The sequence below is a fragment of the Streptomyces sp. SID13726 genome (genome assembly GCF_010548375.1).
Lineage (GTDB): Bacteria > Actinomycetota > Actinomycetes > Streptomycetales > Streptomycetaceae > Streptomyces.
In genome coordinates this window covers 17,150-43,686 of sequence record NZ_JAAGLY010000038.1, presented here as the reverse complement: position 1 = coordinate 43,686, position 26,537 = coordinate 17,150, and the positions used below count along the sequence as shown (strand labels likewise).

Below are 26,537 nucleotides of genomic sequence, written 5' to 3'. Positions count from 1 at the left end.
CCTTCGCCGACCGGCCTAGAAGACCGACTCCGCCTCGTCCATCCGGTCCTTCGGGACCGTCTTCAGCTCGGTGACCGCCTCCGCGAGCGGCACCATCACGATGTCGGTGCCCTTGAGCGAGGTCATCCTGCCGAACTCGCCCCGGTGCGCGGCCTCCACCGCGTGCCAGCCGAAGCGGGTGGCGAGAACACGGTCGTACGCGGTGGGTACGCCACCACGCTGGACGTGGCCGAGGATGACCGGCTTGGCCTCCTTGCCGAGGCGGCGCTCCAGCTCGTACGCCAGCGCGGTGCCGATGCCCTGGAAGCGCTCGTGGCCGAACTTGTCGATCTCGCCCTTGCCGTAGTCCATGCTGCCGTCGGCGGGGTGTGCGCCCTCCGCGACGCAGACCACGGCGAACTTCTTGCCGCGGGCGAAGCGCTCCTCGACCATCTTGACCAGGTCGGCCGGGTCGAAGGGCCGCTCGGGCAGGCAGATGCCGTGGGCGCCGGCGGCCATGCCGGACTCCAGGGCGATCCAGCCCGCGTGCCGGCCCATGACCTCGACGACCATCACGCGCTGATGGGACTCGGCGGTGGTCTTGAGGCGGTCCATCGCCTCGGTGGCGACGCCGACCGCGGTGTCGAAGCCGAAGGTGCGGTCGGTGGAGGAGATGTCGTTGTCGATCGTCTTCGGGACGCCGACGACCGGGAGACCGGCGTCGAACAGCATGCGGGCGGCCGTGAGGGTGCCCTCGCCGCCGATCGGGATCAGCGCGTCGATGCCGAACTGGTGGATCATGTCGGAGGCGCTCTCGCAGGCCTCGCGCAGCCGGTCCCGCTCCAGCCGGGAGGAGCCGAGGATGGTGCCGCCGCGGGCCAGGATGCCGCTGACGCTGTCCAGGTCGAGGGCGCGGTAGCGGCCGTCCAGGAGGCCGGAGTAGCCGTCCTCGAAGCCGATGACCTCGTCGCCGTAATGGTCGACCGCTCGGTGCACGACCGACCGGATCACTGCGTTCAGACCAGGGCAGTCGCCGCCTGCGGTGAGAACTCCGATGCGCATCGTGCTGTGTCTCCTGCTCGCTGTTGATACCGGTGAGCCGCTTCCGATTCTTTCACGTCCCGTACGCCCCGGCGCACCCGTGCTGACGGGCGCCTTGACCAGCGCCGGAGGTACTGTCAAGGGGATTCCGCTCACCCCGGTGGGCGCATCTGTGTCGCCAAGGACGTCACCGAGGAAACGGAGTGAGCAGCGTGACCCGCAGCGTGTACGTGACCGGGATCGACCGCGGCGACGGCCGCCAGGTCGTCGAGCTGGGGGTCATGGAGCTGCTGACCCGCCAGGTCGACCGGGTGGGGGTGTTCCGGCCGCTGGTGCACCACAGTCCCGACCGGCTCTTCGAGCTGCTGCGCGCCCGCTACCGGCTCTCCCAGGACCCGGCCACCGTCTACGGCCTCGACTACCACGAGGCGTCCGCGCTCCAGGCCGAGAGGGGCACCGACGAGCTGGTCTCCGAGCTGGTGGACCGCTTCCACGTGGTGGCCCGCGACTACGACGTCGTCCTGGTCCTCGGCACCGACTTCGCCGACACCCAGCTCCCGGACGAGCTCTCCCTGAACGCCCGGCTGGCCAACGAGTTCGGCGCCTCCGTGATCCCGGTGGTGGGCGGCCGCGCACAGTCCGCGGAGTCGGTGCTCGCCGAGACCCGCAACGCCCACCGGGCCTACGACAGCCTGGGCTGCGACGTCCTCGCCATGGTCACCAACCGGGTGGCCCGCGAGGACCGCGACGAGATCGCCGAGCGGCTCTCCGGCCGGATGCCGGTGCCCTGTTACGTCGTACCGGACGAGCCCGCGCTCGCCGCGCCCACCGTCGCGCAGATCGGACAGGCACTCGGTGCCCGGGTGATCCTCGGCGACGACTCCGGGCTCGCCCGGGACGCGCTGGACTTCGTCTTCGGCGGCGCGATGCTGCCGAACTTCCTCAATGCCCTCACCCCCGGCTGCCTGGTGGTGACGCCGGGCGACCGCGCGGACCTGGTCGTCGGCTCGCTCGCCGCGCACAGCGCCGGCACCCCGCCGATAGCCGGTGTGCTCCTCACCCTGAACGAGGTGCCGAGCGCCGAGGTGCTGACCCTCGCCGCCCGCCTCGCCCCCGGCACCCCGGTGCTCTCGGTGGCCGGCAACAGCTTCACCACGGCCACCGAACTCTTCTCCCTGGAGGGGAAGTTGAACGCGGCCACCCCGCGCAAGGCGGAGACCGCGCTCGGTCTCTTCGAGCGGTACGCCGACACCGCCGACCTCGCCCGCCGGGTCTCCGCGCCGAGCAACGACCGCCTCACCCCGATGATGTTCGAGCACAAGCTCCTGGAGACGGCCCGCTCCGACAAGCGCCGCGTCGTCCTGCCCGAGGGCACCGAGCCGCGCGTCCTGCACGCCGCCGAGGTGCTGCTGCGCCGGGGCGTCTGCGACCTCACCCTGCTCGGCCCGGTCGACCAGATCCGCAAGAAGGCCGCCGACCTCGGCATCGACCTCGGCGACTGCCAGTTGATCGACCCGGCGACCTCCGAGCTGCGCGACGCCTTCGCCGAGAAGTACGCGGCCATGAGGGCCCACAAGGGCGTCACCGTCGAACTCGCCTACGACGTCGTCTCCGACGTGAACTACTTCGGCACCCTGATGGTCCAGGAGGGCCTCGCCGACGGCATGGTGTCGGGGTCCGTGCACTCCACGGCGGCCACCATCCGGCCCGCCTTCGAGATCATCAAGACCAAGCCGGACGCTTCGATCGTGTCGTCCGTCTTCTTCATGTGCCTCGCCGACAAGGTGCTTGTCTACGGCGACTGCGCCGTCAACCCCGACCCGAACGCCGAGCAGTTGGCCGACATCGCCATCCAGTCGGCCGCGACCGCCGAGCAGTTCGGCGTGGAGCCGCGGATCGCGATGCTGTCGTACTCCACGGGTACGTCCGGCTCGGGCGCCGACGTCGACAAGGTGCGCGAGGCGACCGAGCTGGTGCGTTCCCGCAGGCCCGACCTCAAGATCGAGGGGCCGATCCAGTACGACGCCGCGGTCGAGCCGACCGTCGCGGAGACCAAGCTGCCGGGGTCCGAAGTCGCGGGCCAGGCCAGCGTGTTGATCTTCCCCGACCTCAACACCGGCAACAACACCTACAAGGCCGTGCAGCGTTCGGCCGGCGCCATCGCCGTCGGCCCGGTGCTCCAGGGTCTGCGCAAGCCCGTCAACGACCTGTCCCGGGGCGCGCTGGTCTCGGACATCGTCAACACCGTCGCCATCACGGCGATCCAGGCCCAGAACCCCAGTGAGAAGGCTTCCCAGCTGTGAGCGCCTCCCGCGTCCTCGTCCTCAACTCCGGCTCCTCCTCGGTGAAGTACCAGCTGCTCGACATGCGCGACAGCGGCAGGCTCGCGCAGGGGCTGGTCGAGCGGATCGGTGAGCAGTCCTCGCGGCTCAAGCACACCCCCCGGGGCGGCGAGTCGCGTGAGTGGACCGGCCCGATCGCCGATCACGACGCGGCGCTGAAGGCCGTAGCGGAAGAACTGGCGAGGGACGGGCTCGGTCTGGACTCCCCCGAGCTGGCCGCCATCGGGCACCGGGTCGTGCACGGCGGGCAGACCTTCACCGAGCCGACCGTGATCGACGATGCCGTGCTCGCCGAGATCGAGCGGCTGATCCCGGTCGCCCCGCTGCACAACCCGGCCAACCTCACCGGCATCCGCACCGCGCGGGCGCTGCGCCCGGACCTGCCGCAGGTCGCCGTGTTCGACACCGCGTTCCACACCACGATGCCGGAGTCGGCCGCGCGCTACGCGATCGACGTGGAGACCGCCGACGCGCACCGCATCCGGCGCTACGGCTTCCACGGCACCTCGCACGCGTATGTGTCCCGGGCGACGGCGGAACTGCTGGGGAAGGCGCCGGAGGACGTCAACGTGATCGTGCTGCACCTGGGCAACGGCGCGTCCGCCTCGGCGGTGCGCGGCGGGCGGTGTGTGGACACCTCCATGGGGCTGACGCCTTTGGAGGGGCTCGTGATGGGTACGCGCTCCGGTGACATGGACCCGGCCGTCATCTTCCATTTGATGCGTGTTGGCAAAATGTCCACGGACGAGATCGACACTCTTCTCAACAAGAAGAGCGGGCTGATCGGCCTGTGCGGAGACAACGACATGCGGGAGATCCGCCGCCGGATCGACGAGGGTGACGAAGACGCGAAGCTCGCTTTCGACATCTACATTCACCGGTTGAAGAAGTACATCGGCGCCTATTACGCGGTGCTCGGCCGGGTGGACGCGATCGCGTTCACGGCCGGGGTCGGGGAGAACGCGGCGCCGGTGCGGGAAGCCGCCGTGGCGGGCCTGGAGGAGCTGGGACTGCTCCTCGACCCGGAGCGGAACGCCGTACGCGCGGACGGGCCGCGACTGATCTCGCGGCCGAACTCGCGAGTAACAATCGCGGTGGTGCCGACCGACGAAGAATTGGAAATCGCGACCCAGACTTACGCGCTGGTCGAAGAGAACCAAGGGGACAACTGAGCACCCCTCCCCTCATTTGTTTCTTCCACCAGACGGAATATTCCGCAGCGAAACAAACCGATAGGATCGCCCCATGCGCCGTTCGAAAATCGTCTGTACTCTCGGCCCCGCGGTCGACTCCCACGAGATGCTGGTCTCGCTGATCGAAGCCGGCATGAACGTGGCCCGTTTCAACTTCAGCCACGGCACGCACGCCGAGCACCAGGGGCGGTACGACCGCGTCCGTGCCGCGTCCAAGGAGACCGGCCGGCCCATCGGGGTCCTCGCCGACCTCCAGGGCCCGAAGATCCGTCTCGAGACCTTCGCCGAGGGGCCGGTCGAGCTGGAGCGCGGTGACGAGTTCGTCATCACAGTCGAGGACGTCCCGGGCGACAAGACCATCTGCGGGACCACCTACAAGGGCCTGACCGGTGACGTCTCCCGCGGCGACCAGATCCTCATCAACGACGGCAACGTCGAGCTGAAGGTCCTGGACGTCGACGGGCCCCGGGTCAAGACGATCGTCATCGAGGGCGGTGTCGTCTCCGACCACAAGGGCATCAACCTGCCCGGCGCGGCGGTCAACGTCCCCGCGCTCTCCGAGAAGGACGTCGAGGACCTCCGTTTCGCGCTGCGCATGGGCTGCGACATGGTCGCGCTGTCCTTCGTGCGGGACGCCAAGGACGTCGACGACGTCCACAAGGTGATGGACGAGGAGGGCCGCCGGGTCCCCGTCATCGCCAAGGTGGAGAAGCCGCAGGCGGTGGAGAACATGGAGGGTGTCGTGATGGCGTTCGACGCCGTCATGGTGGCCCGCGGCGACCTGGCCGTCGAGTATCCGCTCGAGAAGGTCCCGATGGTGCAGAAGCGCCTCATCGAGCTGTGCCGCCGCAACGCCAAGCCGGTGATCGTGGCGACCCAGATGATGGAGTCGATGATCACCAACTCCCGCCCCACCCGCGCCGAGGCGTCCGACGTGGCCAACGCGATCCTGGACGGTGCGGACGCGGTCATGCTGTCGGCGGAGTCCTCGGTCGGCGCCTACCCGATCGAGACCGTCAAGACGATGTCGAAGATCGTCGTCGCCGCCGAGCAGGAGCTGATGTCGAAGGGCCTTCAGCCGCTGGTCCCCGGCAAGAAGCCCCGCACCCAGGGCGGTTCGGTGGCCCGCGCGGCCTGCGAGATCGCCGACTTCCTCGGCGGCCGCGGCCTGGTGGCCTTCACGCAGTCCGGTGACACGGCCCGCCGCCTCTCGCGCTACCGCGCGTCGCAGCCGATCATCGCCTTCACCACGGACGAGAACACCCGCAACCAGCTCACCCTCAGCTGGGGCGTCGAGTCCCACGTGGTCCCCTTCGTGAACACCACGGACGAGATGGTCGACATGGTCGACCAGGAGATCGCCAAGATCAACCGCTTCAACCCGAGCGAGATCGTCATCATCACCGCGGGCTCGCCCCCCGGCGTGGCGGGCACCACCAACATGCTCCGGGTGCACCACATCGGTGGCGCGGGGCAGTAGCGGGCACTTGTACGACACTGAGGGCGCTCCCTGCGGCAGGGGGCGCCCTTGGTTGTTGGCGGGGGCTACGGGGCAGTTCGTCGGGCGGTCCTCCGGCACGAGCGGAGTGACTCCCGGGCGGGCCCGTACGCTCCAGGGTCCAGGCCCTCAGGTCCGGATCCCGCGGCGGTCACCCGGGACGCCGCGGTGTGGAGCGCGTCGGCGGCGGCCTGTTCGTGGCAAGCCGCCGCCCGGGTGACTCGGCTCAGCCGGTCCCCGCGGTCGTGTACACCTGCATCCCCGGGATGGTCAGGTCCCCGCCGAACTGCGCGGCCTGGGTGACCTTCACGTTGGTGAAGTAGATCAGGGGGATGTTCAGCGGCGGCGGGCTGTCCGGGCTGAAGGTGATCGGGATCAGGCCGAAGAGGTTGCCGGAGATGCTCTCCGTGTACATGGTGACCTTGCCGCCGGTGAACGTCGACGTCGAGCCCTTGGCCGCCTGCACGTGGTACGTGTTGCCCTGCTCCTTGACCAGCTGGTGCAGGTCGACGATGTCCGTCTTGTCGACGACGTACTTCAGCACCTTCTTCGTCTTGCCGTTGGCGGTCCTGACCTGGACCACGCCCTGGTAGTCGGCGCCGGTCAGGGTCAGCGAACTGGCCTGGAGGTACCAGGGGTCGTTCGGCAGCGGCACCTTGTTGTCGACGTCGCCGACGTCGTCCGTGGCGACGGGGCAGTCGTCCGGGTCGGTGGTGGAGCTCGCACTCGCCGAGGGGCTCGGGGAGGACGTGGCGTCCGCGGCCGCCTTCGTGGCGTCCTCCACGGCCTTCTTGGTGTCCTCCGCCGCCTTGGACGCCTTGTCGGTCGTGTCCTTCACGGTGTCGTCGACCGTGTCGGTGACCTTCTTGGTCGTCTCCTTGACGGTGTCGCCCGCGGAGTCCCCCGAGCCGCCGGCCGCGCTCTCGGACGCCGAGGCCGAGGGGGTCGGAGTCGGGCTGGCACTGGACGAACCGCTCGAACCGGAGCCGCCCGTGAAGATGTCGCTGAGCGCGTCACCGATGTCGGTGAGGAGGTTGCCGTCGTCGCTCGCGGACGCCGAGGGGGTCGGCGTGGCCGTGGAGCCGGAGCTGGTCTCCTTGCTCGCCGAGGCGGACGGGGTCGGGGTGGGCGTGGCCTTGTCGTCGGAACCTGAATCCGACGAGGAGGAGCCGCTCGATCCCGAGCCCAAGTCGCTGCCCGAGGCCGAGTCGCCGGAGGCCGAGGGGGACGGCGTCGCCGTCGTGTCGTCGTCGGCGTCCGGGGAGGTGCTCGGCGAGGCGGACGGGGACTCGGTGCCCGTCAGCGCGGCGACACAGTCCTTGTACTCGTCGGCCGTCAGGCTCTTCGAGGTGGGCTGGTCGTCGGCCAGGGCGAGCGTCGGGGTGAACCCGATGCCCATGAGCACCGCCGTCGGCATGGCCGCCAGGGCTATCGCCTTGCCGGCCGGCACGTGGAACCTCGTGAAGAGCGGCTTCTTGGGCGCCGCGTGCCGAGGTCCCGTTCTGACCCCCGCGGCGGCCGCGGGGCTCTCTCCCTGAAGCTCGTCAGCCGACACGGGACCCCCCGTTCGCGTCCCCGGTGGCCCAGGCGCTCTCGGGCGTCCCGTCCGCCGCTCCGCCGCTTCCGTGCTCCGACGTCCGGTACGGCGCGTCCTTCTCGTCCAGCACCGGGCGGAGGATCGCGGTGTCCGGGTCGGCGGCCCGGGGGGCGTCGCCCACGTCCGTGCCGTCCTCCCGCGCGGGCTGCGGGTTCGGCGGCGCACCCGGCGCCCAGGAGACCGCGAGCGCTCCGCCGATCAGCGCGAACAGGAAGCCGAGGATGAAGCCGCCGATGTTGGAGACCACCAGGGACACCAGGGAGAGCACGATGGCCGCGACACCGGCGAAGATCCGCGTGGCCTGCTGGAACCACATGGTCAGGCCCAGCGTGAACAGCAGTACACCGATGATGAGGGAGCCGGCACCCGCCGTGGTCGCCATCGCGACCGACATGGTGCCCAACTTGAAGGTGGCGTACGGGAAGTAGGCGATCGGCACCCCGCCGAGCAGGGTGAACACGCCTGCCCAGAACGGCCGGTTGCCCCGCCAGGCACGGAATCGCAGACGCAGCCGGGTGAAGGTCCCGGTGGTCTGGACCGGAGTCTCGGCACTCATGGAAAAAGCTCCCTGGGTCCGGTTGAGGTACATACCGGCTCGGCCGTACGTGTGGAAAAGCCGGAAAGTCTGAGTTTGTTGTCCGCCGTCGGGGCGTCGGACCCGGCAGGCGGGGCGGAGAAGCACGGCTTCCCCGCCCCCCTTTGGTCAACTCACGGCCGAAGCCGTCAGAAGCACTCCATGTCGGCACTCGTGCCGAGCTTCATCGACAGACCGCTGAGCGCGAACGTGCCGGCCGAGGTCGCCCACGCCGTCTGATCGACATTCGTCAGGTCGGCCGACTCCGCCTGCTGGGCGAAGCCGCCCGGCAGCGTCGACGCCGTGTCCTTCACGGCAGGACCACGGGTCTTGTCCTTGAGGGCAACGCCGATGTCGATGTTCGTGAACTTCGCATCGGCGTCCAGCTGGGACATGTCGATGTAGAGGTTGTGCGCCGTGACCGGCTTGTTCGGGTCCCCGCCCGCGTCAAGACGAAGGTAGAACGTCTTGTTGATGACAGGGATCGTCGTCTTGACCGACTGACACATCTTGGTCAGGGTCGCGTCGTCGAACGACGAGATGGCGACCGGAACCTGCGTCTGCTTGTCACCCGCAGTCGAGGTGTAGACGGTGTCTATGCCGCCGTACTGGGCGAACCCGTCACCGTGCAGCTTGTCGACATGCACCTTGAACTGCTGGCCGGACACGCTGAACGACGCGGCGAGCGCACCCTGCGCCAGCCCCACGCCCACACATGCGGCCGCGGCGACGCTGGGCACCATGACCACAGCGAACCGCTTCCATCTGGTCCCGCCACGCACCTGGGACTCCATATTTCCTCCTTCTCGGACGTACATCTCCTGACCCTGACTGCCCTGTCGAAAGGACGGCTCAGCCGGGCAGGGATGGGAGAAGTGCTACGTCCTCGGGAAGGGGAGCGCCTGCACTCGGAGGCGCGAACCGCGCACCGATCACCGGCGATCACCCCCGAGCGACAACCACTGGTCGCGCCTGACACGCATCACGCACAACCTTGCTGGACAGGCTTCGCCGGATGGGCGAAGACCCCCCTGTCCAAGGGCCGGCGCACCTGCCGCCGTCCCTGCTCGGTGGGGACCCAGAGACTCCCGCGGCCCGACCGGCTGTCGGGGTACGGGAATGGACCGAGCGTCGCCGATCGTGGTGCATTCTCGCCGCCCGCACAAGGGGCTTCGTTACTCGGTAGTAACGGCCGGATAACCGAACAACGACCCGCTGGTCTCGGTCGGCGACGCTGGGTGGCAGTAGAGGGGAGGACAAAGCTGTTGATCGATGGACAGAATCCGACAGAACAACGCCTCTGACTTACTGCAAGTAACAGCGGCCACGATTACCAAGTTTTGGTAAAGCGCGGCCGCAGTGACCCTACTTCGGCAATTTTTTCACTCGGGCAACACATGCCGGCGTGTTTAACGACTGGTCAGAACCGGCTCCCCGCCCCGCTCGCCGCCGTGGCTCAGAACAGTGCCCGCGCCAGCGCCCTGCGCGCCGCGGCCACCCGCGGATCCTCGGCGCCGACCACCTCGAAGAGCTCCAGCAGCCGCAGCCGTACGGCGTCCCGGTCGTCGCCGGCCGTGCGCCGCACGGTGTCGATGAGCCGCCCGAACGCGTCCTCGACATGACCGCCCACCAGATCCAGGTCGGCGGCGGCGATCTGGGCCTGCGCGTCACCCGGCTTATCGGCGGCGTCCTGACGGGTGCGCGCGGGGTCCAGGTCCTGCACCCGGTGCAGCAACTCGGCCTGGGCGAGCCCCAGTTTGGCCTCGGAGTTGCCCGGGTCGTCGTTCAGTACGTTCTTGTACGCCTGCACCGCGCCACCGAAGTCCCCCGCGTCCAGGGCGCGTACGGCGGCCTCCAGGAGTGCGTCGTACGGTCCCGCCGGCACCGCGGCGGGCTGCTGCGGGGCGGCACCCGGGTCGGCGTCGGGGTCGACCGTGAGACCGGTCAGCCCGAAGCGCTCCTCGGCGACCTGCACCAGCTGGTCCAGGGTCTGCCGGATCTGCTCCTTGCCGGCGGCCCCCTGGAAGAGCGGCAGGGCCTGCCCGGCGACGACGGCGAAGACCGCCGGGATGCCCTGCACCCCGAACTGCTGCATCAGCATCTGGTTGGCGTCGACGTCGATCTTGGCGAGCAGGAAGCGCCCGTTGTACTCGACGGCGAGCTGTTCGAGGACCGGGCTCAGCTGCTTGCAGGGCTCGCACCACTCGGCCCAGAAGTCGATGACGACCGGGACCTCGGTGGACCGCTGCAGGACGTCGCGCTCGAACCCCGCCTCGTCGACGTCGATGACGAGATCGGCGGGCGAGACGGCACCGGTGCCACCGCCCTGCCGGGCGGCTTCGGCGCGTGCCTGCTCCGCCTTCGTCTTGGCCTCCTGGGCCGCCTTCACCGCGGCGAGGTCGACGACTCCGCTCATGGACATGTTCCGTGGCTGCATGCGTCTATCCTCCCCCGTACCCGCGCGTGTGTGAAAAGCGTTGTGAAAGCCGGTCGTGCTGCGCGGCGTTCGGCGCCGGGTCCCCACCCCACGCCGTGCGTGCCGTCACCCGCGTACGTCTGTCGCGAGCTTTCGCTACGAGTCGTAGCGTAATGGCACTGGGTGCCCACCCGGTACCCCACCCCGGTGATCTCCCTCACTGCCACACAACTACCGCCGGTTATGGTCAAGGGATGCAGAGCCGCACCCCCGCCCCACGCGCCACAGGACGCCCCCGCAGCGCCGCGGCGGACACCGCGATCCTCGCGGCGACGAGAGCGGCGCTGGTGGAACTGGGCTGGTCCAAACTCACCCTCGGCGACGTCGCCACCCGCGCCGGAGTCGCGAAGACCACCCTCTACCGCCGCTGGGCCGGCAAGAACGAACTGGTCGTCGACGCGGTGGCCGAACTCTTCGACGAACTCGAACTCCCCGACAGCGGCACCCTCGCCGCCGACATCGAGGGGGTGGTCCTGCAGTTCGCGGCGATCCTGGCGCGTCCGGAGGCGAAGAGCGGCCTGATGGCGGTGGTGGCCGAGTCGATCCGCGACGACGCCCTGCGCGAACGTATCCGGGCCTCGATCGTGACCCGCCAGAAACGCCTGGTCCTGGAGGGCCGGGCACGCGCCCAGGCACGCGGCGAGCTTCCCCCGGAGCCGGACTCCCAGCAGGCTGCCCGCACGGTCGACCTGATCTTCGACATGGTGGCGGGTGCGGTGGTCCACCGCACCCTGGTCAGCGCGGAACCGGCGGACGAGGACTGGGTACGCGGCTTCACCCAGATCCTGCTGACAGGGCTGGCGGGGGCGAGCGCCGCAGCCGCCACCGAGTAGGGGGGCGTCAATCCCCGCATTGGCCGGGCGCGAGGGTCTCCGGAGTCGCGGCCCATGAGGGGCGGCATACCGAAGGCCTGCCGGCGTCGGCGTCCATGCCTCCGAAATTACTAGGACGCCCTAGTAATGGTCGACGAACAACCGCCGTACGCGTGCCGTACGACGGTGGGGGCGACGGGGGACTACGAGGGGGCTACGCCTTGACGGGCGCCGGAGCCGAGTCCACGATCTTGTTCTCGAGCTCGTGGCTGATCCTCCGCTCCACGAAGAACGCGGCCGTCGGGACCGTGCCGGCGAGCAGGACCCAGAGCTGCTTCTTCACCGGCCACTTCGCCTTGGCGCCCAGGTCGAAGGCGACGACGAGGTAGACCACGTACAGCCAGCCGTGCGCGATGCCGATGGCCGTCGTGAAGCTGTCCGCGCCGTCCATCTTGAGCAGGTACTTGGCGATCACGCCGAGGGTCAGCAGGACCAGCAGCACACCGGTGACGTAGGCCATGACCCGGTAGCGGGTGAGCACGCTCTTTTTCATGCGTACGAGCGTAACGACCTGTTCCGGGAGATCTTGGGCCGGGTCGGCCCTCCGCCGAGGCGTCCGGTCAGTCCTCGTCGAAGTCCCGCGCGGCGACCCGCAGCGGGCGCAGCATCGCGAAGATCTCGCCGCACTCCTCGGCGTCGTAGACGCCGAGGCCGAAGTCCATCGCCATGAGGTCGCGGGTGGCGGCCTCGACGACCTCGCGGCCCTTGTCGGTGATGGAGGCGAGGGTGCCGCGGCCGTCGTTGGGGTTGGGGCGCTTGTCGACCAGGCCGGACCTGACCAGGCGGTCCACGGTGTTGGTGACCGACGTGGGGTGCACCATGAGCCGCTCGCCGATCTTCGACATGGTGAGCTCGCCGGCCTTGGAGAAGTTGAGCAGCACCAGTGCCTCGTAGCGCGCGAACGTCAGCCCGTACGGCTTGACCACCGCGTCGACCTCGCCGAGCAGGATCTGGTGTGCGCGCATGATCGAGGTGATCGCGGCCATGGACGGCACGTTTCCCCAGCGCTGCTTCCAGAGTTCGTCGGCGCGGGCGATGGGGTCGAAGGGAAGACTGAGCGGCTTCGGCACGGCATCGACCTTACCGGCCGGTCACATCGTGGTCAGCACCGTCTCGCCCATCAGACGGGAGCTTCGGACGGCGGCTCGGACCACCGCTTCCGACCGCGCGCGAGCCATGTCCCTTCCCTTACGAATGGCTCCCTTATGTCACGATTGCTCACTGACTGTCACCTACGCCCCAGGGAGCAGCATGTCCCGGCTGATCCACACCGTCGCCGCGCTCACGGTGCTCGGGCTCGCGGCGGGCTGTTCGTCCGCGTCCCGGGTCGACGAGGCCTCCGTCGCCGGTGCCGCGTCCAGGAAGGCGAGCGCCGCCCAGCCCTTCTGGGTCGACCCCGCGAGCTCCGCCGCCCAGCAGATCCAGATGTGGCGGCGGGAGGGCCGTACCCAGGACGCCGACCTGCTGAAGCGCATCGCCGACGAGCCGGTCGCGCTGTGGCCGGCCGGGGAGATCGACCCGGCCCCGGTGATCAAGGCCGCCACCGCGTCGGCGTCCCACGAGGGGCGTACGGCGCTGTTCGTGGCGTACAACATCCCGCACCGGGACTGCGGCCAGCACTCGGCGGGCGGGGCGGGCGACGCGGACGCCTACCGGGCCTGGATCGGGAAATTCGCCGAGGCGCTCGGCGACGCGAAGGCGCTGGTGGTCCTGGAGCCGGACGCGGTCGCGCACATCGTGGACGGCTGCACGCCCGCCGAGAACGCCACCGAGCGCGAGCAGCTGCTCGGCGAGGCGATCACCCGGCTGAAGCAGCAGCCGGGCACCAAGGTGTACCTGGACGCGGGCAACCCGTCCTGGATCCGGGAGCCGTGGAAGCTGGTCGAGCCGCTCAAGCGCTCCGGCATCGCGGACGCCGACGGCTTCTCCCTGAACGTCTCCAACTTCCAGACGGACGCCGCCACCAGGAAGTACGGCCTCCAGCTCTCCGGCGACCTCGGCGGCAAGCACTTCGTCGTCGACAGCAGCCGCAACGGCAACGGGCCGCTGCCGGGCGCCTGGTGCAACCCGCCCGGCAGGGCCCTCGGCACCCGCCCGACCACCGACACCGGCGAGCCCGCCCTGGACGCCTATCTGTGGATCAAGCGCCCCGGGGAGTCGGACGGCACCTGCGAGGGCGGCCCGGACGCCGGTCAGTGGTGGCCGGAGTACGCGCTGGGTCTCGCGGGCAACTCCCGGGGCTGACGGCTCACTTGACCTGGATCCACTTCGCCTCGGACGGCGTGCCGTCCGCGTCCGTCACGAACAGCATGTACCAGCCGGGCGGTACGAGGGCCCGGTCCCTCGGCACCTCCACGGTCACCGAGTGCGTGTCCTTGGTCAGCGCGAGTTCGATGGAGCGCTGCTCGACGTCGGTGGTGTGGGTGACCGCGCTGGGCCGCATCAGCCGGGCCTTGACGACCCGTTCGGGGTGGTCGGTCCGGTAGGTCGCCCGGTGCCGCGAGTCCAGCAGCGCCGAACCGTCCTCCAGGACCGGCCTGTTGGTGGCGTTGCGGTGCAGCGCGGGCGGGGTGAAGATCTCCATGCGCTGCTCGAAGTGGCCGAGCTTGGTGTTCTGCTGGTCGTCGAAGAGCGGGTCCGAGCCGAAGGTGGCCACCCGTCCGTCGGGCAACAGCAGTGCCTCGGAGTGGTAGTTGCGGCCGACCGACGGGGACGCGGCCTCGCGGAAGACATTGCCCTTGGGGTCGTAGAACTGGGCCTTGAGGATGTTGCTGGCGCTGCGGCCGCGGTAGTCCTCGGAGCCGTTCGAGGTGAAGACGGTGTCGTCCGGCATGATCACGCTGTTCAAGTACCGGGTGCCCTGCGGGAGGTTGGGGCCGTCCTCGAAGACCGGGTTGTCCTTCTTCAGGTCCACGACGGCCGTGCGCGGGGTCGACTTCTTGGACTCGCCGACGCCTCCGCCGCCCATGATCATCACCTTCTGGTCCTGCGCGGGAGGCAGCAGCAGGGACGCGGAGGTCTCGGTCTCCTCGGGGTCGCGCAGGCCCGGCACCTTCTGGAAGGTGTTGGTCTTCAGGTCCCACAGACCCGGCTCGCGGCCCTGGTCGGCGGGGCCGTAACCGGCGTTGGAGGCCGGGTAGAAGAGCTTGCCGCCCTTGGTGAGGAAGAGCGCGGGGTAGGTCGGGAAGTAGCGCTTGGGGCCCCGGGTCCACTTCTTGGTCCTGGGGTCGTAGATCTCGTTGTCGCCGGGGTCGATCACGCCGACGTCGTCGAGGCCGGAGACGGCGAGGACGCGGCCGTCGTCGAGGCCGACCAGGGTCGGGTACCAACGGGCCTTGTCCATCGGGGCGACCGGGATGTACCGCTCGGCGGTCGGGTCGAACTCGTAGGCGGCGCGGATCCCCTGGAAGTCCTGCTTGTCCATGGTGATCTTCTCGCTGAGCCCGTACGTGTTGTTCGCGTCCTTGCCCGTCAGGCCGACGACCTCGTACTGGGCCTGCTTCTCGGTGACCGACATCGGCCCCTTCTCGGCGGCCTCGACGAAGACCCGCACCTCGCTCGCGGTCACCTTGGTCTGCCAGGGCTGCATCACCCCGCGCCGGTTGTAGGTGATCTTCTGGGTGCGCTTGGCCCGGGGCACGGTGACGTCGAACTTGCTGACGTACTCGACCCCCGCCGGTGAGCGGAAGCGGGTGCCCTTCTTCAGGAACATCGCCTTGTCGGGGCTCTCGTTCTTGACCCGCATCCCGCCGCCGGCCCGGTCGACCTCGCCGTCGAGGAGTTCGTAGCGGGCGGTGCCGCCGGCCACCAGGAGCCTGCCGTCGGGGAGTTGGGCGTGTCCGGAGCAGAAGAAGTCGTCGGGGGTGGGGATCTTCTTGAAGGTGTTCTTCACCGGGTCCCACAGGACGGTGTCGAAGGAGCCCTGGTCGAACTTCTTCTGCTCGTTGCCCGATCCGGCGACGATCAGCACCTTGCCGGTGTGCAGCAGGGCCGCGTGGATGGCGTTGGTGCGGTACTGCTCGGGGATGTCGATCTTGCTCCAACTGCCGTACTTCGCCTGGTACTCGGGCTGGGCGATCTTGTAGGCGTGGTACTTCTCGCCCGCGAAGTCGAGTGCGGCCGGGGCGTTCAGTCCGGCGAGGATCGCGATACCGCCGATGCCGAGAACGGTCTTCTTGGTCTTCTGGGACGGCTGGTAGGCCATGGCCTAGTTGCCCCCTGTCGAGGTGCCGGAGACGGAAGAGGAGGTGGCGAGGGCCGGTTCGTCGACGACCCGCGGGGCCGTCGCGTGCAGGGTCTGGCGTTCCCGGCGCTCCTTGAGCAGCGAGGCGGCCCAGACCCCGGCCGGCGCCAGCGATATCGCCATGGCGAGGACCGCCCAGGTGCGCATGGCCACGTGCGTGTGGTCGAGGACCACCGAGGCGGCGAGCGAGGTCGCGAGGAGGACCGCCCAGAAGAGGTGGATCCGGAAGGTCAGCAGCCGGTCGGGGCTGGTGTCCCCGCCCTTGGGGGTGACGACGAACCGGCTGGGCCTTCTGACGATCGCCTCGCCGAAGGACTTGAGGTAGATCGGCGCGGACAGCGCCGACATCGCCATGCCCGCGAGTCCGCCGGAGCCCTCGGGCTCGTGCGGGGAGACGTTGTGGCGCCGGTTCCACAGGTAGAGCCCGATCTGGAGGGCGGCCGCGTCGCTGTAGAGCATCAGCCAGACGGAGGCGGCGACCTGGGTGCCGGAGGCTCCGAACCAGAGGAACAGGACACAACTGAGGATGCCCAGCAGCCAGTTGACGGCCGTCATCGGGTAGTAGACGAGCATCAGGGTGTACGAGAACAGCCGCCCGGGAGGCATGGTGAAGGGCGCCTTCCAGTACTGCTTGAAGAGCGTCTCGTACGTCCCCCTCGACCAGCGCATCTGCTGGGTGAAGAAGTCCGTCCAGGAGGCCGGGCCCTCCCCCACGGCCAGCACGTCCGGGGTGTAGACCGAGCGCCAGTGGTGCTTCGTGAGCGGGTTGCGGCGGCGGTGCAGCTCGAAGCCGGTGGCCATGTCCTCGGTGATGGAGTCGTACAGGCCGCCGATCTGCTTGACGGCGGCGATGCGTACGACGTTGTTGGTGCCGACGAACATGGGGGCGCGGTAGCGGTTGCCGGCCCGCTGGATCAGGGCGTGGAAGAGGAACTGCTGGGACTCGGCGGCCTTGGTGACGGGGTTGTGGTAGTTGCCGTACACCTGCGGTCCCACGACGAAGGCGATGTCCGGGTCCCTGAAGTAACCCATCATCCGCTCCAGGAAGTTGGGGAGCGGGACGTGGTCGGTGTCGACCGAGGCGAAGAAGTCGTACTCGTCGCCGTGCATCGCGATCCACGCGTTGTAGTTGCCGTGCTTGGTGCGGGCCTTGTGGACGCCCTTGTCCCTGTTCCACTCCGGGACGCCGTGCCGGGTGAAGTGCCGGACGCCGAGTTCCGCGCACAGGGCCTTGGCCTGTTCGTCGTCGCCCTCGTCGAGGAGCCAGACGTCCAGGGGGCCGGTGTGGACGATCCTCGTGGCGCCTTCCAGGGTGGCGCGGACCATCGAGAGGGGTTCCTTGCCGGGGACGTACGTCGTGAGGAAGGCGACGCGGGTGCCGGTCTGGGGGGTGACGGGTACGGGGTCGCGGGCGACGAGGGTGGCGTGGGCGACGGATGCCACGTTGACCACCATGAACAGCTCGATGAGGCCGATGGCTATGAGCATCACGACGTCGAGGTGGACCATCCACTCCGAGCCGCCCTCGCGCTCCACCCAGTGGGTGGGCCAGACGAGGTAGACGAGGAGGGCGGCCGTGAGCAGCGGCGCGAGGCTCATGAGGAGGACGGCGCGTATTCGGCGGGGTTCCCTCGAGAGCAGCGAGGTGTACTGCACCTGGTACGCCGCGTCGGTGTCCGGCTCCGTGAGCGGGCCGGCGAGTCGGCTGTAGGTGTCGTAGTCGTAGCCCTCCGGCCGCACAGCGCCCTCCAGTTGAGTGAGGAGTTCTCGAACCTTGCGAGGGGTTCGATATCCACACAAAAGTGGAGATTCTTGGACATTGCTAGTTAGGGGGGTCCAGCCGAGTGCCGGTGCCTCCGGCGGTGGGGCCGTTGTTTGGCTGCGGGTTCGGTGGGGGCGGGCGTTTTTGCGCAGTTCCCCGCGCCCCTGGATGCCTGCGGCGGCCCGCTCGGCATCGGTGGGGGCTTGTGTAGCGCGTGCGGGTGTGTTGTGGGTCGGGGCCGGGGTGGGGGGTATCCGTCCTCGGTCCGGCGGCTCGGTCCATCGAAACAGGGCTCGGTAACGGACGCCGGCCGCTGCGGGCGGACACCCCCCACCCCGTCCCCTGCGCACCGTACGCGGCCAACGGCCCGTCGTGGCGCACGTTGGGCGCCGCGGTCGAGGGGGGTCGGGTATCGGCGCAGGCCGGCTGCAACTCCTCAGGGGCGCGGGGAACTGCGCGACCAGCCACGACGCACCCGCACCCGCCCCACAACCGAACCCGGCACCCCCTTAGGCACCCAACTCACCACCCCGCCAGTCGCCCGTCCCCCGGAGCCGGATAACCGCCTTACCCGAGGCGAGGTCCACCGTCGAGTGGGGCGGGGTTACGCCAGGGGAGGGCGGTGGAGCGGCCCGTGCGGAGGAGGAGTTGGTCGATGAAGGCGAGGAGTGTGAGAAGGACCACGAGGCCCGGCAGGGTCATGAAGAAAAACGAACTGCACAGGGGCTCCCGGAGGGCTTAGGAGGGTGACCCCCCAGACTCGCCTGCCCGGACTGTTTGTCACAATGGGCGAACGCTTGTGCGTTCGTTCACAAACTGAACCGAAGGTGACCCGTGGACCTCAAGACAGCCTCCGCCATCCGACGCCTCCGCCTGGTCTCCGGCCCCGAGGCGATCTCGTTCCTCCTCCTGCTCGTCTGCTCGGTGCTGAAGCGGACCACGGACTTCAATGCCGTGCCGGTGATGGGCATGGTCCACGGCGTTCTCTTCATCCTCTACGTGATCTTCTGGCTCGACGCCTGGAACCGCACCAAGTGGTCCACGAAGACCGGTATCTGGTACTTCGTCCTCTCCGTACTGCCCACCGGCGGCTTCTTCGCCGAGCGCAGGCTCAAGCGGGAGGCCGAAGACGCCGTGATCGCCTCCCGCGCCCGCAAGGAAGGGGCCGTCAGCGCATGATCGTCGCCTTTTCCGTGACCCCGCTGGGGGTCGGCGAGGACGTGGGTGAGTACGTCGCCGACGCGGTGCGTGTCGTGCGTGAGTCGGGGCTGCCCAACCGGACCGACGCGATGTTCACCTCGATCGAGGGGGAGTGGGACGAGGTCATGGACGTCGTCAGGCGTGCCGTGGCCGCCGTGGAGGCGCGGGCGCCGCGGGTGTCCCTCGTGCTCAAGGCGGACATCCGTCCCGGAGTCACGGACGGACTGACGTCCAAGGTGGAGACGGTGGAGCGGCACCTCGCCGGCTGACGGACGGCGTCCCGACCGGCGAAACCCCGGCCCGCGCGGGCCGGGGTTTTCTCGTGCCCCGATATTGAGCGGTCGCTCAAAATGCTGTACGTTCCTGCCCAGATTGTTTGAGCAGTTGCTCAAATAGCTGTCTCACCTGGGGGAATCAATGGGGCTCTACATCGAGACACGCATCCGCGCCGATCTCGAAGACCTCTGGAACCGGACGCAGGACCCCTCCCAGCACCAGCGCTGGGACCTCCGCTTCACCCGCATCACCTACCTCCCGCGCGCGGAGGGCGAGCCGCAGCGCTTCCGGTACGCCACCCGCGTGCTGCCCGGTCTCACCGTCGCCGGCACCGGTGTCTCCGCCGGCGAACGCGAACGCCCCGACGGCACCCGCACCTCCGCCCTGCGCTTCTCCTCCCCGCACCCCCTCTCCCTCCTCGCCGAGGGCAGCGGCTACTGGCGTTACGTCCCCGACGGCGACGGCGTCACCTTCCTCACCGGCTACGACTACCGCCCCCGCTGGGGCCGCGCCGGCGCGCTCGCCGACCGGCTGCTCTTCCGCCCGCTCATGGGCTGGGCGACGGCCTGGTCCTTCGACCGGCTGCGGCTGTGGCTGGAGCGCGGGATCACCCCGGAGCGGGCGCTGTACAACTGGCTCGCCGAACTCGTCGTCCGCGCCCTCGTCATCACCGTCGCCTGCACGGGCCTCGGCCTGGAAGGCCTCCTGCGCCTCTTCGGTCCCCTGGCCGCGTCGATGGCCTACGCCTCGCCCCTCCTCCTCGCCCTCACCATCTCCCTGGCCCTCTTCAAGTCCCCCCTCCCCTGCACCCCGGCGGCCCGCCGCTGCGTACGACAGCCCCCGGTCCGGGCACGGGCACCGCGGGTGCTGGGAGCCCTGAAGGAGCTGAGGTGACGGCGGGGCCCCGCTCCTCCCACCTCCCTCACGATCCCCGACCGACAGCCCCCGGAGACCGGCCATGACCTCGATCTTCCGTACGGCGATGGGCCCTGCCTTCGACCGTCTGCACCCCCAGCTCCAGCGCCGCTTCTCGGTCGGTCTCGTCAGCGGTGAGGCGTGCACCGGGCACGGTGTGATGGACCGCGTCTGGCACGGGCGGGCGTTCGTGAAGCCGTTTCTGGCGCTCGGGGCGACCCGGAACATCCTGGTGCCGAGGGCGGGGCGGGGTGTGCCGTTCGTGATCGAGAACGTGCCGTACCTGGACAGCTTCGGCCGTGAGACGGTGACCTTCGTGCGTACCTTCCAGCTCCCCGGCCGCCCTCGCCGCTTCGACGCCCAGATGGTCCTGGGCCCCAAGGGCGACCGTGTCCTCGACTACCTGGGCACCCACCAGCACCTGGCGAGCGACCTCCACTTCCACGCCGAGCCCGACGGCTCGCTACTGATCCGTTCCGGGGAGCACCGGTTCCGGGAGGGGGCGGTGGACGTGCGGGTGCCGGAGCTGGCCGGGGCGACGGCGGAGGTGAGGGAGTCGTACGACGAAGGGGCCGACCGGTTCTGTATCCAGGTACGGGTCGTGAACAGGTACTTCGGCCCGCTCTTCGGCTACGAAGGCTCGTTCCGGGCGACGTACAGCGACGTCGCGGCATGCGGGGTCCGCCCCGGTCTGCGCCCCGTGCGCGAGGAGGCCCGCGCGTGAGCCCCGAGACGGCCAAGTCGCTGGAGACGAAGACCAAGCTCCTGGAGGGCGCCCTGCGCACCCTCACCGACCAGGGCATCGCGAAGGTGTCGGCCCGCACGGTGGCCGCGGCGGCGGGGGTCAACCAGGCGCTGGTCTTCTATCACTTCGGCTCGGTGGACGAACTCCTCGCCGCGACCTGCCGGTACGGCGCGGAGCAGTCCGTGGCGCGCTACCGGACCCGCTTCGACGAGGTGCGGTCGCTGTCCGAACTCCTCGAAGTGGGCCGGGAGATCCACGAACAGGAGCGGGGCCTGGGCCATGTGGCACGCCTCGGCCAGCTGCTGGCCGGAGCCCAGACCCGCGAGAGCCTCGGCGCGGCGACGGCGGCGGGACTCGAACTGTGGATCGTCGAGATCGAGAAGGTCCTCAGGAGGGTCCTCGCGGGCACGCCGTTCGGGGAGTTCACCGACCCGGCCGGCCTGGCACGGGCGGTGGCCGCGTCATTCGTGGGCATCGAGTTGTACGAGGGGGTCGACGCCGCCGGGGCCACGGCCGCGTTGGACGCCCTGGAGCAACTGGGTGTGCTCGTCGCCGCGTTGGAGGACCTGGGCCCGGTCGCCCAGCGCGCGGTGCGCCACCGTCTCCGCAAGACCGGCCGCCGCTGACCCGCACCCCGGAGGACCCCGTGCCCGACAGCCTCTACGAGATCCTGGACGACCGCTTCCTTCCCTGCACCAAGGGCGACAGCAGACTGGAGGTCCTCCACGACGGCTGCCGCTGGGCCGAGGGCCCCCTGTACCTGCCCGCCTGGCGCCAGCTGATCTGGAGCGACATCCCCAACGACCGCATCCTGCGCTGGGACGAGGCCACGGGCGCGGTCGGCGTCTTCCGCTCCCCGGCCGGCAACAGCAACGGCAACACCCTCGACCGGCAGGGCCGCCTGGTCACCTGCGAGCAGGGCAACCGCCGCGTCACCCGCACCGAGCCCGACGGCACGGTGACCGTCCTGGCCACGCACCACGCCGGCAAGCGCCTGAACAGCCCGAACGACTCCGTCGTACGCTCCGACGGCACGATCTGGTTCACCGACCCCGACTTCGGCATCCTCAGCGACTACGAAGGGCACCGGGCGGACTCCGAGATCGGCGCGTGCCACGTGTACCGCATCGACCCCGGGACCGGCGAAGTCCACCTCGCCGCGGAGGGCTTCGACGGCCCCAACGGCGTCATCCTCTCCCCGGACGAGCGACAGCTCTACGTCTCCGACTCCCGGGCCGCCCGCATCCACACGTACGACGTCCACCCCGACGGCACGCTGTCCTCCGGCCGCGTCTTCGCGCAGGCCCCCTCCGGCGTCCACTTCGACAACATCCGCCTGGACGACGAGGGCCGCCTCTGGGCCGCCGCCCTCTCCGACGGCCTCCACTGCTACGCCCCCGACGGCACCCTGATCGGCCGCGTACGGGTACCGGAACCGGTGGCCAACGTGACCTTCGGAGGCGCGAAGGGGAACCGCCTGTTCATCGCGGCGACCAGTTCCCTGTACTCCCTGATGATGTCCGTGACGGGAGCGCCGAGGGTGTAGCGGTTGTGGCGTGCCCCGTCGGCAACGCTCTCGGCCGATGGTCACCCACCGCGTGACCAAGCCCAGCCGCACTCGCTCGGACATCCCGCTCTCGTAGGCGCATCGGCAGCCGCCTCCTGGACTTCGGGCCCGGTTGCGACGGGCTTTGATTGTGGTGCGGGTGGCGAACGGCGCTCCGGATGTTACTACCGCCGGAGTAACGTCGTGCTGTTTGTCTCCCGGGGGATGACGACCGCAGTACGACGAAACAGAACGGAATTTGGCCTAGCGTTGAGGCCATGCCGGAAACGGACGGGTGCCGCACCACACAAACGCCTGAGGAGAGACTGACGTGAATTCCATGGGACGCCGCAGTTTTCTGTCCGCCACGGCAGTCGGCATTGGTGCCGGCTTGTCCGCGCCTGCCATTGTCTCCTGCACGGCAGCGAACGAGAAAAAGACCTCGGACATAGCGCAACGAGACAAAGACCTGCCCTTCATCGGCACGGAGGAGACCTTTTCCACTCGCGAGTTGATGGTGCTGAACGACAGGCTGTTCCTTGAGGACACCGGTCTTGCCGAGATCGGCCCGCGCCGCATCGGTGCGATGGACGAGGCGGGGCTCAACGTTCAAATCCTCTCCGCACACACGCCAGGCGTGCAGAACGTCCCAGGTCAGAAGGGAATCGATTTTGCTTACCGTCTCAACAGGATGCTTGTCGAGGGACCGATGGGGATCTATCCGCGACGGTTCGAGGCATTTGCCACCTTGCCGCTGCAGAGTCCGGAAGCCTCGGCGGACGAGCTGGAGCGCGCGGTTCGGGAAGACGGATTCCTGGGATGTCTGACCAATGGGATCATCGGCAAGAAGTTCCTCGACCATCCCGACTTCGAGCCCGTACTGGCGCGCGCCGAATCCCTTGACGTGCCGATATACATCCATCCGGGTCTGCCGCCCGACGAGGTTTTCGAAATCTACTACAGCAATATGCGGCCGGAGTATCAGAAAGAGTTCCAGGACCAGGTCCTCAGCATCTCCGCATATGGATGGCACCAGGAAGTCGTCACCCAGTGCCTCCGAATGATCACCTCAGGGGTGTTCGACAGGCATCCCAAGCTGCAGATCATCATCGGCCACATGGGAGAGGGTCTTCCGTTCTTCTACGAACGCGTGGTGGAGAAGATGAGCGAAGTGACCAGGAAGAGCCTGGACAAGCCGTTCGAGCAGTATTTCCATGACAATTTCTGGTTCACCACCAGTGCATTCTTCCAGGATGACCTGCTCGATCTCCTGCTGAAGTACATCAGCGTGGATCGAGTGATGTTCGCAACCGACTACCCGTTTGCAGACATGAAGGACGGAACCGACTGGTTCCGGGCAGTCGATCTGCCACGCGAAACCAAGGAGAAAATCGCGTTCCGAAATGCGGAAAAACTGTTCGGAATGAAGGTCTGACCGCTGGACATCCCCCGCCGACACCGCCCCCTCCCCGGCGGTGGGGGTCGCCTCCGGCCATGCGTGACGATCGTCGCGGCCGGCGGTCTCCCGCAGGCGAACAGCGGCCCCACCGCCGGAGGCACTGTCGGCAAGGGCTTTCAGCCAGCTAAATTCACCCCGTGGCGATGTTTCGACTCCAAGGCAGCAAGGTGCTCGCCGTCGACATGACCGGAGACGCCGTGAAGGCGAAGAACGGCTCGATGGTCGCGTACGACGGACAGATGCAGTTCAAGAAGCTCAGCGGCGGCGGCGAGGGCATCCGAGGCATGGTGACCCGCCGCATCACCGGTGAGCAGATGACCGTGATGGAGGTACAGGGGCACGGCACGTGCTGGTTCGCGGACCGTGCCTCGGAGATCAACCTCGTGAGTCTCCAGGGGGACAAGCTGTACGTGGAGTCGAGCAACCTGCTCGCGACCGACGCCGGCCTCAGGACCGGCACCCAGTTCACCGGCCTGCGCGGCGCGACCCAGGGCAACGGTCTCTTCACGACGACCGTCGAAGGGCACGGCCAGGCCGCGATCATGTCCGACGGCCCCGCCGTGGTGCTGCGCGTGAGCCGCCAGTACCCCCTCACCGTCGACCCCGGCGCGTACATCGCCCACCAGGGCAACCTCAACCAGTCCTTCCAGTCCGGCGTGACCTTCCGCACCTTCATGGGCGAGGGCGGCGGCGAGGCCTTCCAGATCCGCTTCGAGGGCGACGGCCTGGTGTACGTCCAGCCCAGCGAGCGGAACACGATCGCGGGGGATGTGTGACATGGCGTTCCGCGAGATCAACTCGAAGATGGTCGAGGCGACCGTGCTGCCCGGCCAGCGCCTGTTCAGCCAGCGCGGCGCGATGCTGGCGTACAAGGGCGAGGTGTCCTTCACCCCCAACATCCAGGGCGGCCAGGGCGGCGTCATGTCGATGATCGGCCGCCGGGTGGCCAACGAGGACACGCCCCTGATGACCGTCGAGGGCAGCGGCACCGTGCTCTTCGGGCACGGCGGCCACCACGTCACGGTCATCAACCTCACCGGCGACACCCTGTACGTCGAGGCGGACCGGCTGCTCGCCTTCGAGGGCACCCTCCAGCAGGGCACCATGTTCATGGGCTCGCAGGGCGGGGTGATGGGCATGGTGCGCGGCCAGATCAGCGGCCAGGGGCTCTTCACGACCACGCTCAAGGGCCACGGCTCGGTGGCGGTCATGGCCCACGGCGGTGTCTTCGAGGTCCCCATCACGCCCCAGCGGCCCGTCCACGTGGACCCGCAGGCCTACGTCGCCCACCACGGCGACGTCCGCAACAAGCTGTCGACTGCGCTCGGCTGGCGCGACATGGTGGGCCGGGGCTCCGGCGAGGCCTTCCAGCTGGAGCTCAGCGGGAACGGCGCGGTGTACGTCCAGGCCTCGGAGGAGAAGCTGTGAGCCACTACCCGGGCGCGGGCCCCACCGTGTACGACCCGATGACTTTGCCGTCGGACGACAACGTCAACAACTACACCTTCTGCGTGGAGCTCAAGGGGAGCCAGTGGTTCCTGCAGAAGGGGAAGATGATCGCCTACTACGGCCAGATGGATTTCAACGGCATCGGACACGGCCGTCTCGACGGTCTCGTCCGTACGTCGTTCCATTCGCCTCTGCACGCGAGCGACTGGGTGGTGGCGCAGGGCTCCGGCAAGATGCTCCTCGCCGACCGGGCCTTCGACGTGAACTCGTACGACCTCGAAGACGGCAACCTGACCATTCGCTCGGGCAACCTGCTCGCTTTTCAGCCAAGTCTCGCGCTGAAGCAGTCGATCGTGCCGGGTTTTCTGACCCTCATCGGAACCGGAAAGTTCGTGGCCGCCTCCAACGGCCCGGTGGTGTTCATGGAGCCCCCGATCCGGGTGGACCCGCAAGCGCTTGTGGGCTGGGCCGACTGCCCCTCCCCGTGCCACCACTACGACCACGGGTACATGACCGGCCTGATGGGCGGTCTACGTGCGATGACGGGCCTCGGCGGGGCCTCCGGGGAGGAGCACCAGTTCGAGTTCGTGGGGGCCGGCACCGTACTGCTCCAGTCGACCGAGGTCCTGATGGCCGAGCAGGCCACGGGGGTGGTTCCGACCGAGCCCGGAGTACCCGGCGGTCATGGGGCGCCCACAGGGCATCCACAGCAGCCGGGGGTACCGCGCCTTCCCGGACAGCTGGGCGACCTCCAGCGTCGCTTCGGGCTGTGAGCGGTAGTCTGCGGAGTGTGACATCGAACGCGTGCGCACCGTCACACCACCCTCATTAGTTCGCCTTTCAACATTTTAGGTAGACTTCATTCATGGAGACCGAGACGGCCACGCGCTGGCTGACCGATGCGGAGCAGTGCGCCTGGCGCACCCACCTGGAGGTCAACAGGCTGTTGACGTATCAGCTCGAGAAGGACCTCCAGCCGTTCGGCCTGACGATGAACGACTACGAGATCCTGGTGAACCTCTCCGAGTCGGAGGGTGTGCGTATGCGAATGAGCGATCTCGCCTCCGCCACCCTCCAGTCCAAGAGCCGCCTCTCGCACCAGATCACCCGCATGGAGAACGCGGACCTGGTCCGGCGCGAGAACTGCGAGTCCGACCGCCGCGGCCTGTACGCGGTCCTGACCGAGCACGGCATGGAGACGATGAAGAAGGTCGCGCCCCACCACGTGGCGTCCGTGCGGAGGCACTTCATCGACCTGGTGCCGACCGATTCCCTGCCCGAGCTGGACAAGGCCCTGAAGCCGATCGCGGAGCACTTGCGAGGTCACAGGGGGCGCCCGTAAGGGCCTTCGGACAGACCGAGGCACCCCG

25 protein-coding genes are annotated in these 26,537 nt (G+C 68.8%); 16 read left to right on the top strand and 9 right to left on the bottom strand.

Annotated features, from left to right (window positions below):
* Positions 1-15: 15 nt before the first annotated feature.
* Positions 16-1,041 (bottom strand): ATP-dependent 6-phosphofructokinase, encoded by a 1,026-nt coding sequence (locus tag G3I78_RS44600; protein WP_164435819.1) that lies wholly within the window; start codon positions 1,039-1,041, stop codon positions 16-18.
* Positions 1,042-1,232: 191 nt separating this feature from the next.
* On the opposite strand from G3I78_RS44600, the gene pta reads away from it, so the two are divergent.
* The 3 genes from pta to pyk all read left to right on the top strand — a co-directional run bounded on the left by pta (position 1,233) and on the right by pyk (position 6,035).
* Positions 1,233-3,323: a phosphate acetyltransferase gene (gene pta, locus G3I78_RS44595; RefSeq protein ID WP_164435852.1), complete on the top strand. Its 2,091-nt coding sequence runs from the start codon at positions 1,233-1,235 to the stop codon at positions 3,321-3,323.
* Positions 3,320-4,534: an acetate kinase gene (locus G3I78_RS44590; protein WP_164435817.1), complete on the top strand. Its 1,215-nt coding sequence runs from the start codon at positions 3,320-3,322 to the stop codon at positions 4,532-4,534. Before pta ends, G3I78_RS44590 begins: the two co-directional genes overlap by 4 nt.
* Before the next feature lie 73 nt (positions 4,535-4,607).
* Entirely contained in the window at positions 4,608-6,035 is a 1,428-nt protein-coding gene (gene pyk / locus G3I78_RS44585; protein WP_164435815.1) for a pyruvate kinase, read from the top strand.
* 244 nt (positions 6,036-6,279) lie between these two features.
* Here pyk and G3I78_RS44580 read toward each other — a convergent pair whose 3' ends face one another.
* The 4 genes from G3I78_RS44580 to G3I78_RS44565 all read right to left on the bottom strand — a co-directional run bounded on the left by G3I78_RS44580 (position 6,280) and on the right by G3I78_RS44565 (position 10,661).
* Positions 6,280-7,503: a hypothetical protein gene (locus tag G3I78_RS44580; RefSeq protein WP_343244001.1), complete on the bottom strand. Its 1,224-nt coding sequence runs from the start codon at positions 7,501-7,503 to the stop codon at positions 6,280-6,282.
* A gap of 94 nt (positions 7,504-7,597) precedes the next feature.
* Complete coding sequence (locus G3I78_RS44575; protein ID WP_164435811.1) at positions 7,598-8,206, bottom strand: DUF6114 domain-containing protein; 609 nt, start codon at positions 8,204-8,206, stop codon at positions 7,598-7,600.
* Between the two features lie 167 nt (positions 8,207-8,373).
* Complete coding sequence (locus tag G3I78_RS44570; RefSeq protein WP_164435809.1) at positions 8,374-9,018, bottom strand: DUF6230 family protein; 645 nt, start codon at positions 9,016-9,018, stop codon at positions 8,374-8,376.
* A gap of 662 nt (positions 9,019-9,680) precedes the next feature.
* Positions 9,681-10,661 carry a tetratricopeptide repeat protein gene (locus tag G3I78_RS44565; RefSeq protein WP_164435808.1) on the bottom strand — a complete coding sequence of 327 codons (981 nt, stop codon included), beginning with the start codon at positions 10,659-10,661 and terminating at the stop codon, positions 9,681-9,683.
* Positions 10,662-10,894: 233 nt separating this feature from the next.
* On the opposite strand from G3I78_RS44565, the gene G3I78_RS44560 reads away from it, so the two are divergent.
* The gene (locus tag G3I78_RS44560) at positions 10,895-11,533 is read left to right on the top strand and encodes a TetR/AcrR family transcriptional regulator (protein ID WP_164435806.1); all 639 of its coding nucleotides are present in this window, start codon (positions 10,895-10,897) and stop codon (positions 11,531-11,533) included.
* Positions 11,534-11,726: 193 nt separating this feature from the next.
* Here the strand turns inward: G3I78_RS44560 and G3I78_RS44555 are convergent, their stop codons facing one another.
* Both G3I78_RS44555 and G3I78_RS44550 read right to left on the bottom strand, forming a co-directional pair.
* Positions 11,727-12,065, bottom strand: a complete 339-nt coding sequence (locus G3I78_RS44555; RefSeq protein WP_164435804.1) for a DUF3817 domain-containing protein — start codon at positions 12,063-12,065, stop codon at positions 11,727-11,729.
* Positions 12,066-12,132: 67 nt separating this feature from the next.
* Complete coding sequence (locus G3I78_RS44550; protein WP_164435802.1) at positions 12,133-12,642, bottom strand: MarR family transcriptional regulator; 510 nt, start codon at positions 12,640-12,642, stop codon at positions 12,133-12,135.
* A 181-nt stretch (positions 12,643-12,823) separates the two neighbouring features.
* Here G3I78_RS44550 and G3I78_RS44545 point away from each other — a divergent pair, with 181 nt between their 5' ends.
* Positions 12,824-13,816, top strand: coding sequence for a glycoside hydrolase family 6 protein (locus tag G3I78_RS44545; RefSeq protein ID WP_164435800.1), 993 nt, complete (start codon positions 12,824-12,826; stop codon positions 13,814-13,816).
* 4 nt (positions 13,817-13,820) lie between these two features.
* On the opposite strand, the gene G3I78_RS44540 is transcribed toward G3I78_RS44545, so the two are convergent.
* Positions 13,821-15,776 carry a kelch motif-containing protein gene (locus tag G3I78_RS44540; protein ID WP_164435798.1) on the bottom strand — a complete coding sequence of 652 codons (1,956 nt, stop codon included), beginning with the start codon at positions 15,774-15,776 and terminating at the stop codon, positions 13,821-13,823.
* Between the two features lie 3 nt (positions 15,777-15,779).
* Positions 15,780-17,555, bottom strand: coding sequence for a cellulose synthase catalytic subunit (locus G3I78_RS44535; protein ID WP_164435796.1), 1,776 nt, complete (start codon positions 17,553-17,555; stop codon positions 15,780-15,782).
* Between the two features lie 856 nt (positions 17,556-18,411).
* Between G3I78_RS44535 and G3I78_RS44530 the strand changes: the two genes are divergently transcribed.
* From G3I78_RS44530 to G3I78_RS44480, 11 genes are all read left to right on the top strand, one after another.
* A complete protein-coding gene (locus tag G3I78_RS44530; RefSeq protein WP_164435794.1) occupies positions 18,412-18,756 on the top strand; it encodes a DUF3817 domain-containing protein in 345 nt (114 codons plus the stop codon).
* Complete coding sequence (locus G3I78_RS44525; protein WP_052840632.1) at positions 18,753-19,046, top strand: MTH1187 family thiamine-binding protein; 294 nt, start codon at positions 18,753-18,755, stop codon at positions 19,044-19,046. The genes G3I78_RS44530 and G3I78_RS44525 overlap by 4 nt, the downstream gene beginning before the upstream one ends.
* A 148-nt stretch (positions 19,047-19,194) precedes the next feature.
* Positions 19,195-19,947 (top strand): hypothetical protein, encoded by a 753-nt coding sequence (locus G3I78_RS44520; protein WP_164435791.1) that lies wholly within the window; start codon positions 19,195-19,197, stop codon positions 19,945-19,947.
* Between the two features lie 64 nt (positions 19,948-20,011).
* Positions 20,012-20,692 (top strand): DUF4166 domain-containing protein, encoded by a 681-nt coding sequence (locus tag G3I78_RS44515; RefSeq protein ID WP_164435789.1) that lies wholly within the window; start codon positions 20,012-20,014, stop codon positions 20,690-20,692.
* Complete coding sequence (locus tag G3I78_RS44510; RefSeq protein WP_164435787.1) at positions 20,689-21,339, top strand: TetR/AcrR family transcriptional regulator; 651 nt, start codon at positions 20,689-20,691, stop codon at positions 21,337-21,339. Before G3I78_RS44515 ends, G3I78_RS44510 begins: the two co-directional genes overlap by 4 nt.
* A 20-nt stretch (positions 21,340-21,359) precedes the next feature.
* A complete protein-coding gene (locus G3I78_RS44505; RefSeq protein ID WP_164435785.1) occupies positions 21,360-22,259 on the top strand; it encodes an SMP-30/gluconolactonase/LRE family protein in 900 nt (299 codons plus the stop codon).
* Between the two features lie 340 nt (positions 22,260-22,599).
* Entirely contained in the window at positions 22,600-23,694 is a 1,095-nt protein-coding gene (locus tag G3I78_RS44500; protein ID WP_164435850.1) for an amidohydrolase family protein, read from the top strand.
* A 167-nt stretch (positions 23,695-23,861) separates the two neighbouring features.
* Positions 23,862-24,494, top strand: a complete 633-nt coding sequence (locus G3I78_RS44495; protein WP_164435848.1) for an AIM24 family protein — start codon at positions 23,862-23,864, stop codon at positions 24,492-24,494.
* 1 nt (position 24,495) lies between these two features.
* Positions 24,496-25,146, top strand: coding sequence for an AIM24 family protein (locus G3I78_RS44490; protein ID WP_164435783.1), 651 nt, complete (start codon positions 24,496-24,498; stop codon positions 25,144-25,146).
* Positions 25,143-25,940, top strand: coding sequence for an AIM24 family protein (locus tag G3I78_RS44485; protein ID WP_164435781.1), 798 nt, complete (start codon positions 25,143-25,145; stop codon positions 25,938-25,940). The genes G3I78_RS44490 and G3I78_RS44485 overlap by 4 nt, the downstream gene beginning before the upstream one ends.
* A gap of 92 nt (positions 25,941-26,032) precedes the next feature.
* Positions 26,033-26,509, top strand: a complete 477-nt coding sequence (locus tag G3I78_RS44480; RefSeq protein ID WP_164435778.1) for a MarR family transcriptional regulator — start codon at positions 26,033-26,035, stop codon at positions 26,507-26,509.
* Positions 26,510-26,537: the final 28 nt, after the last annotated feature.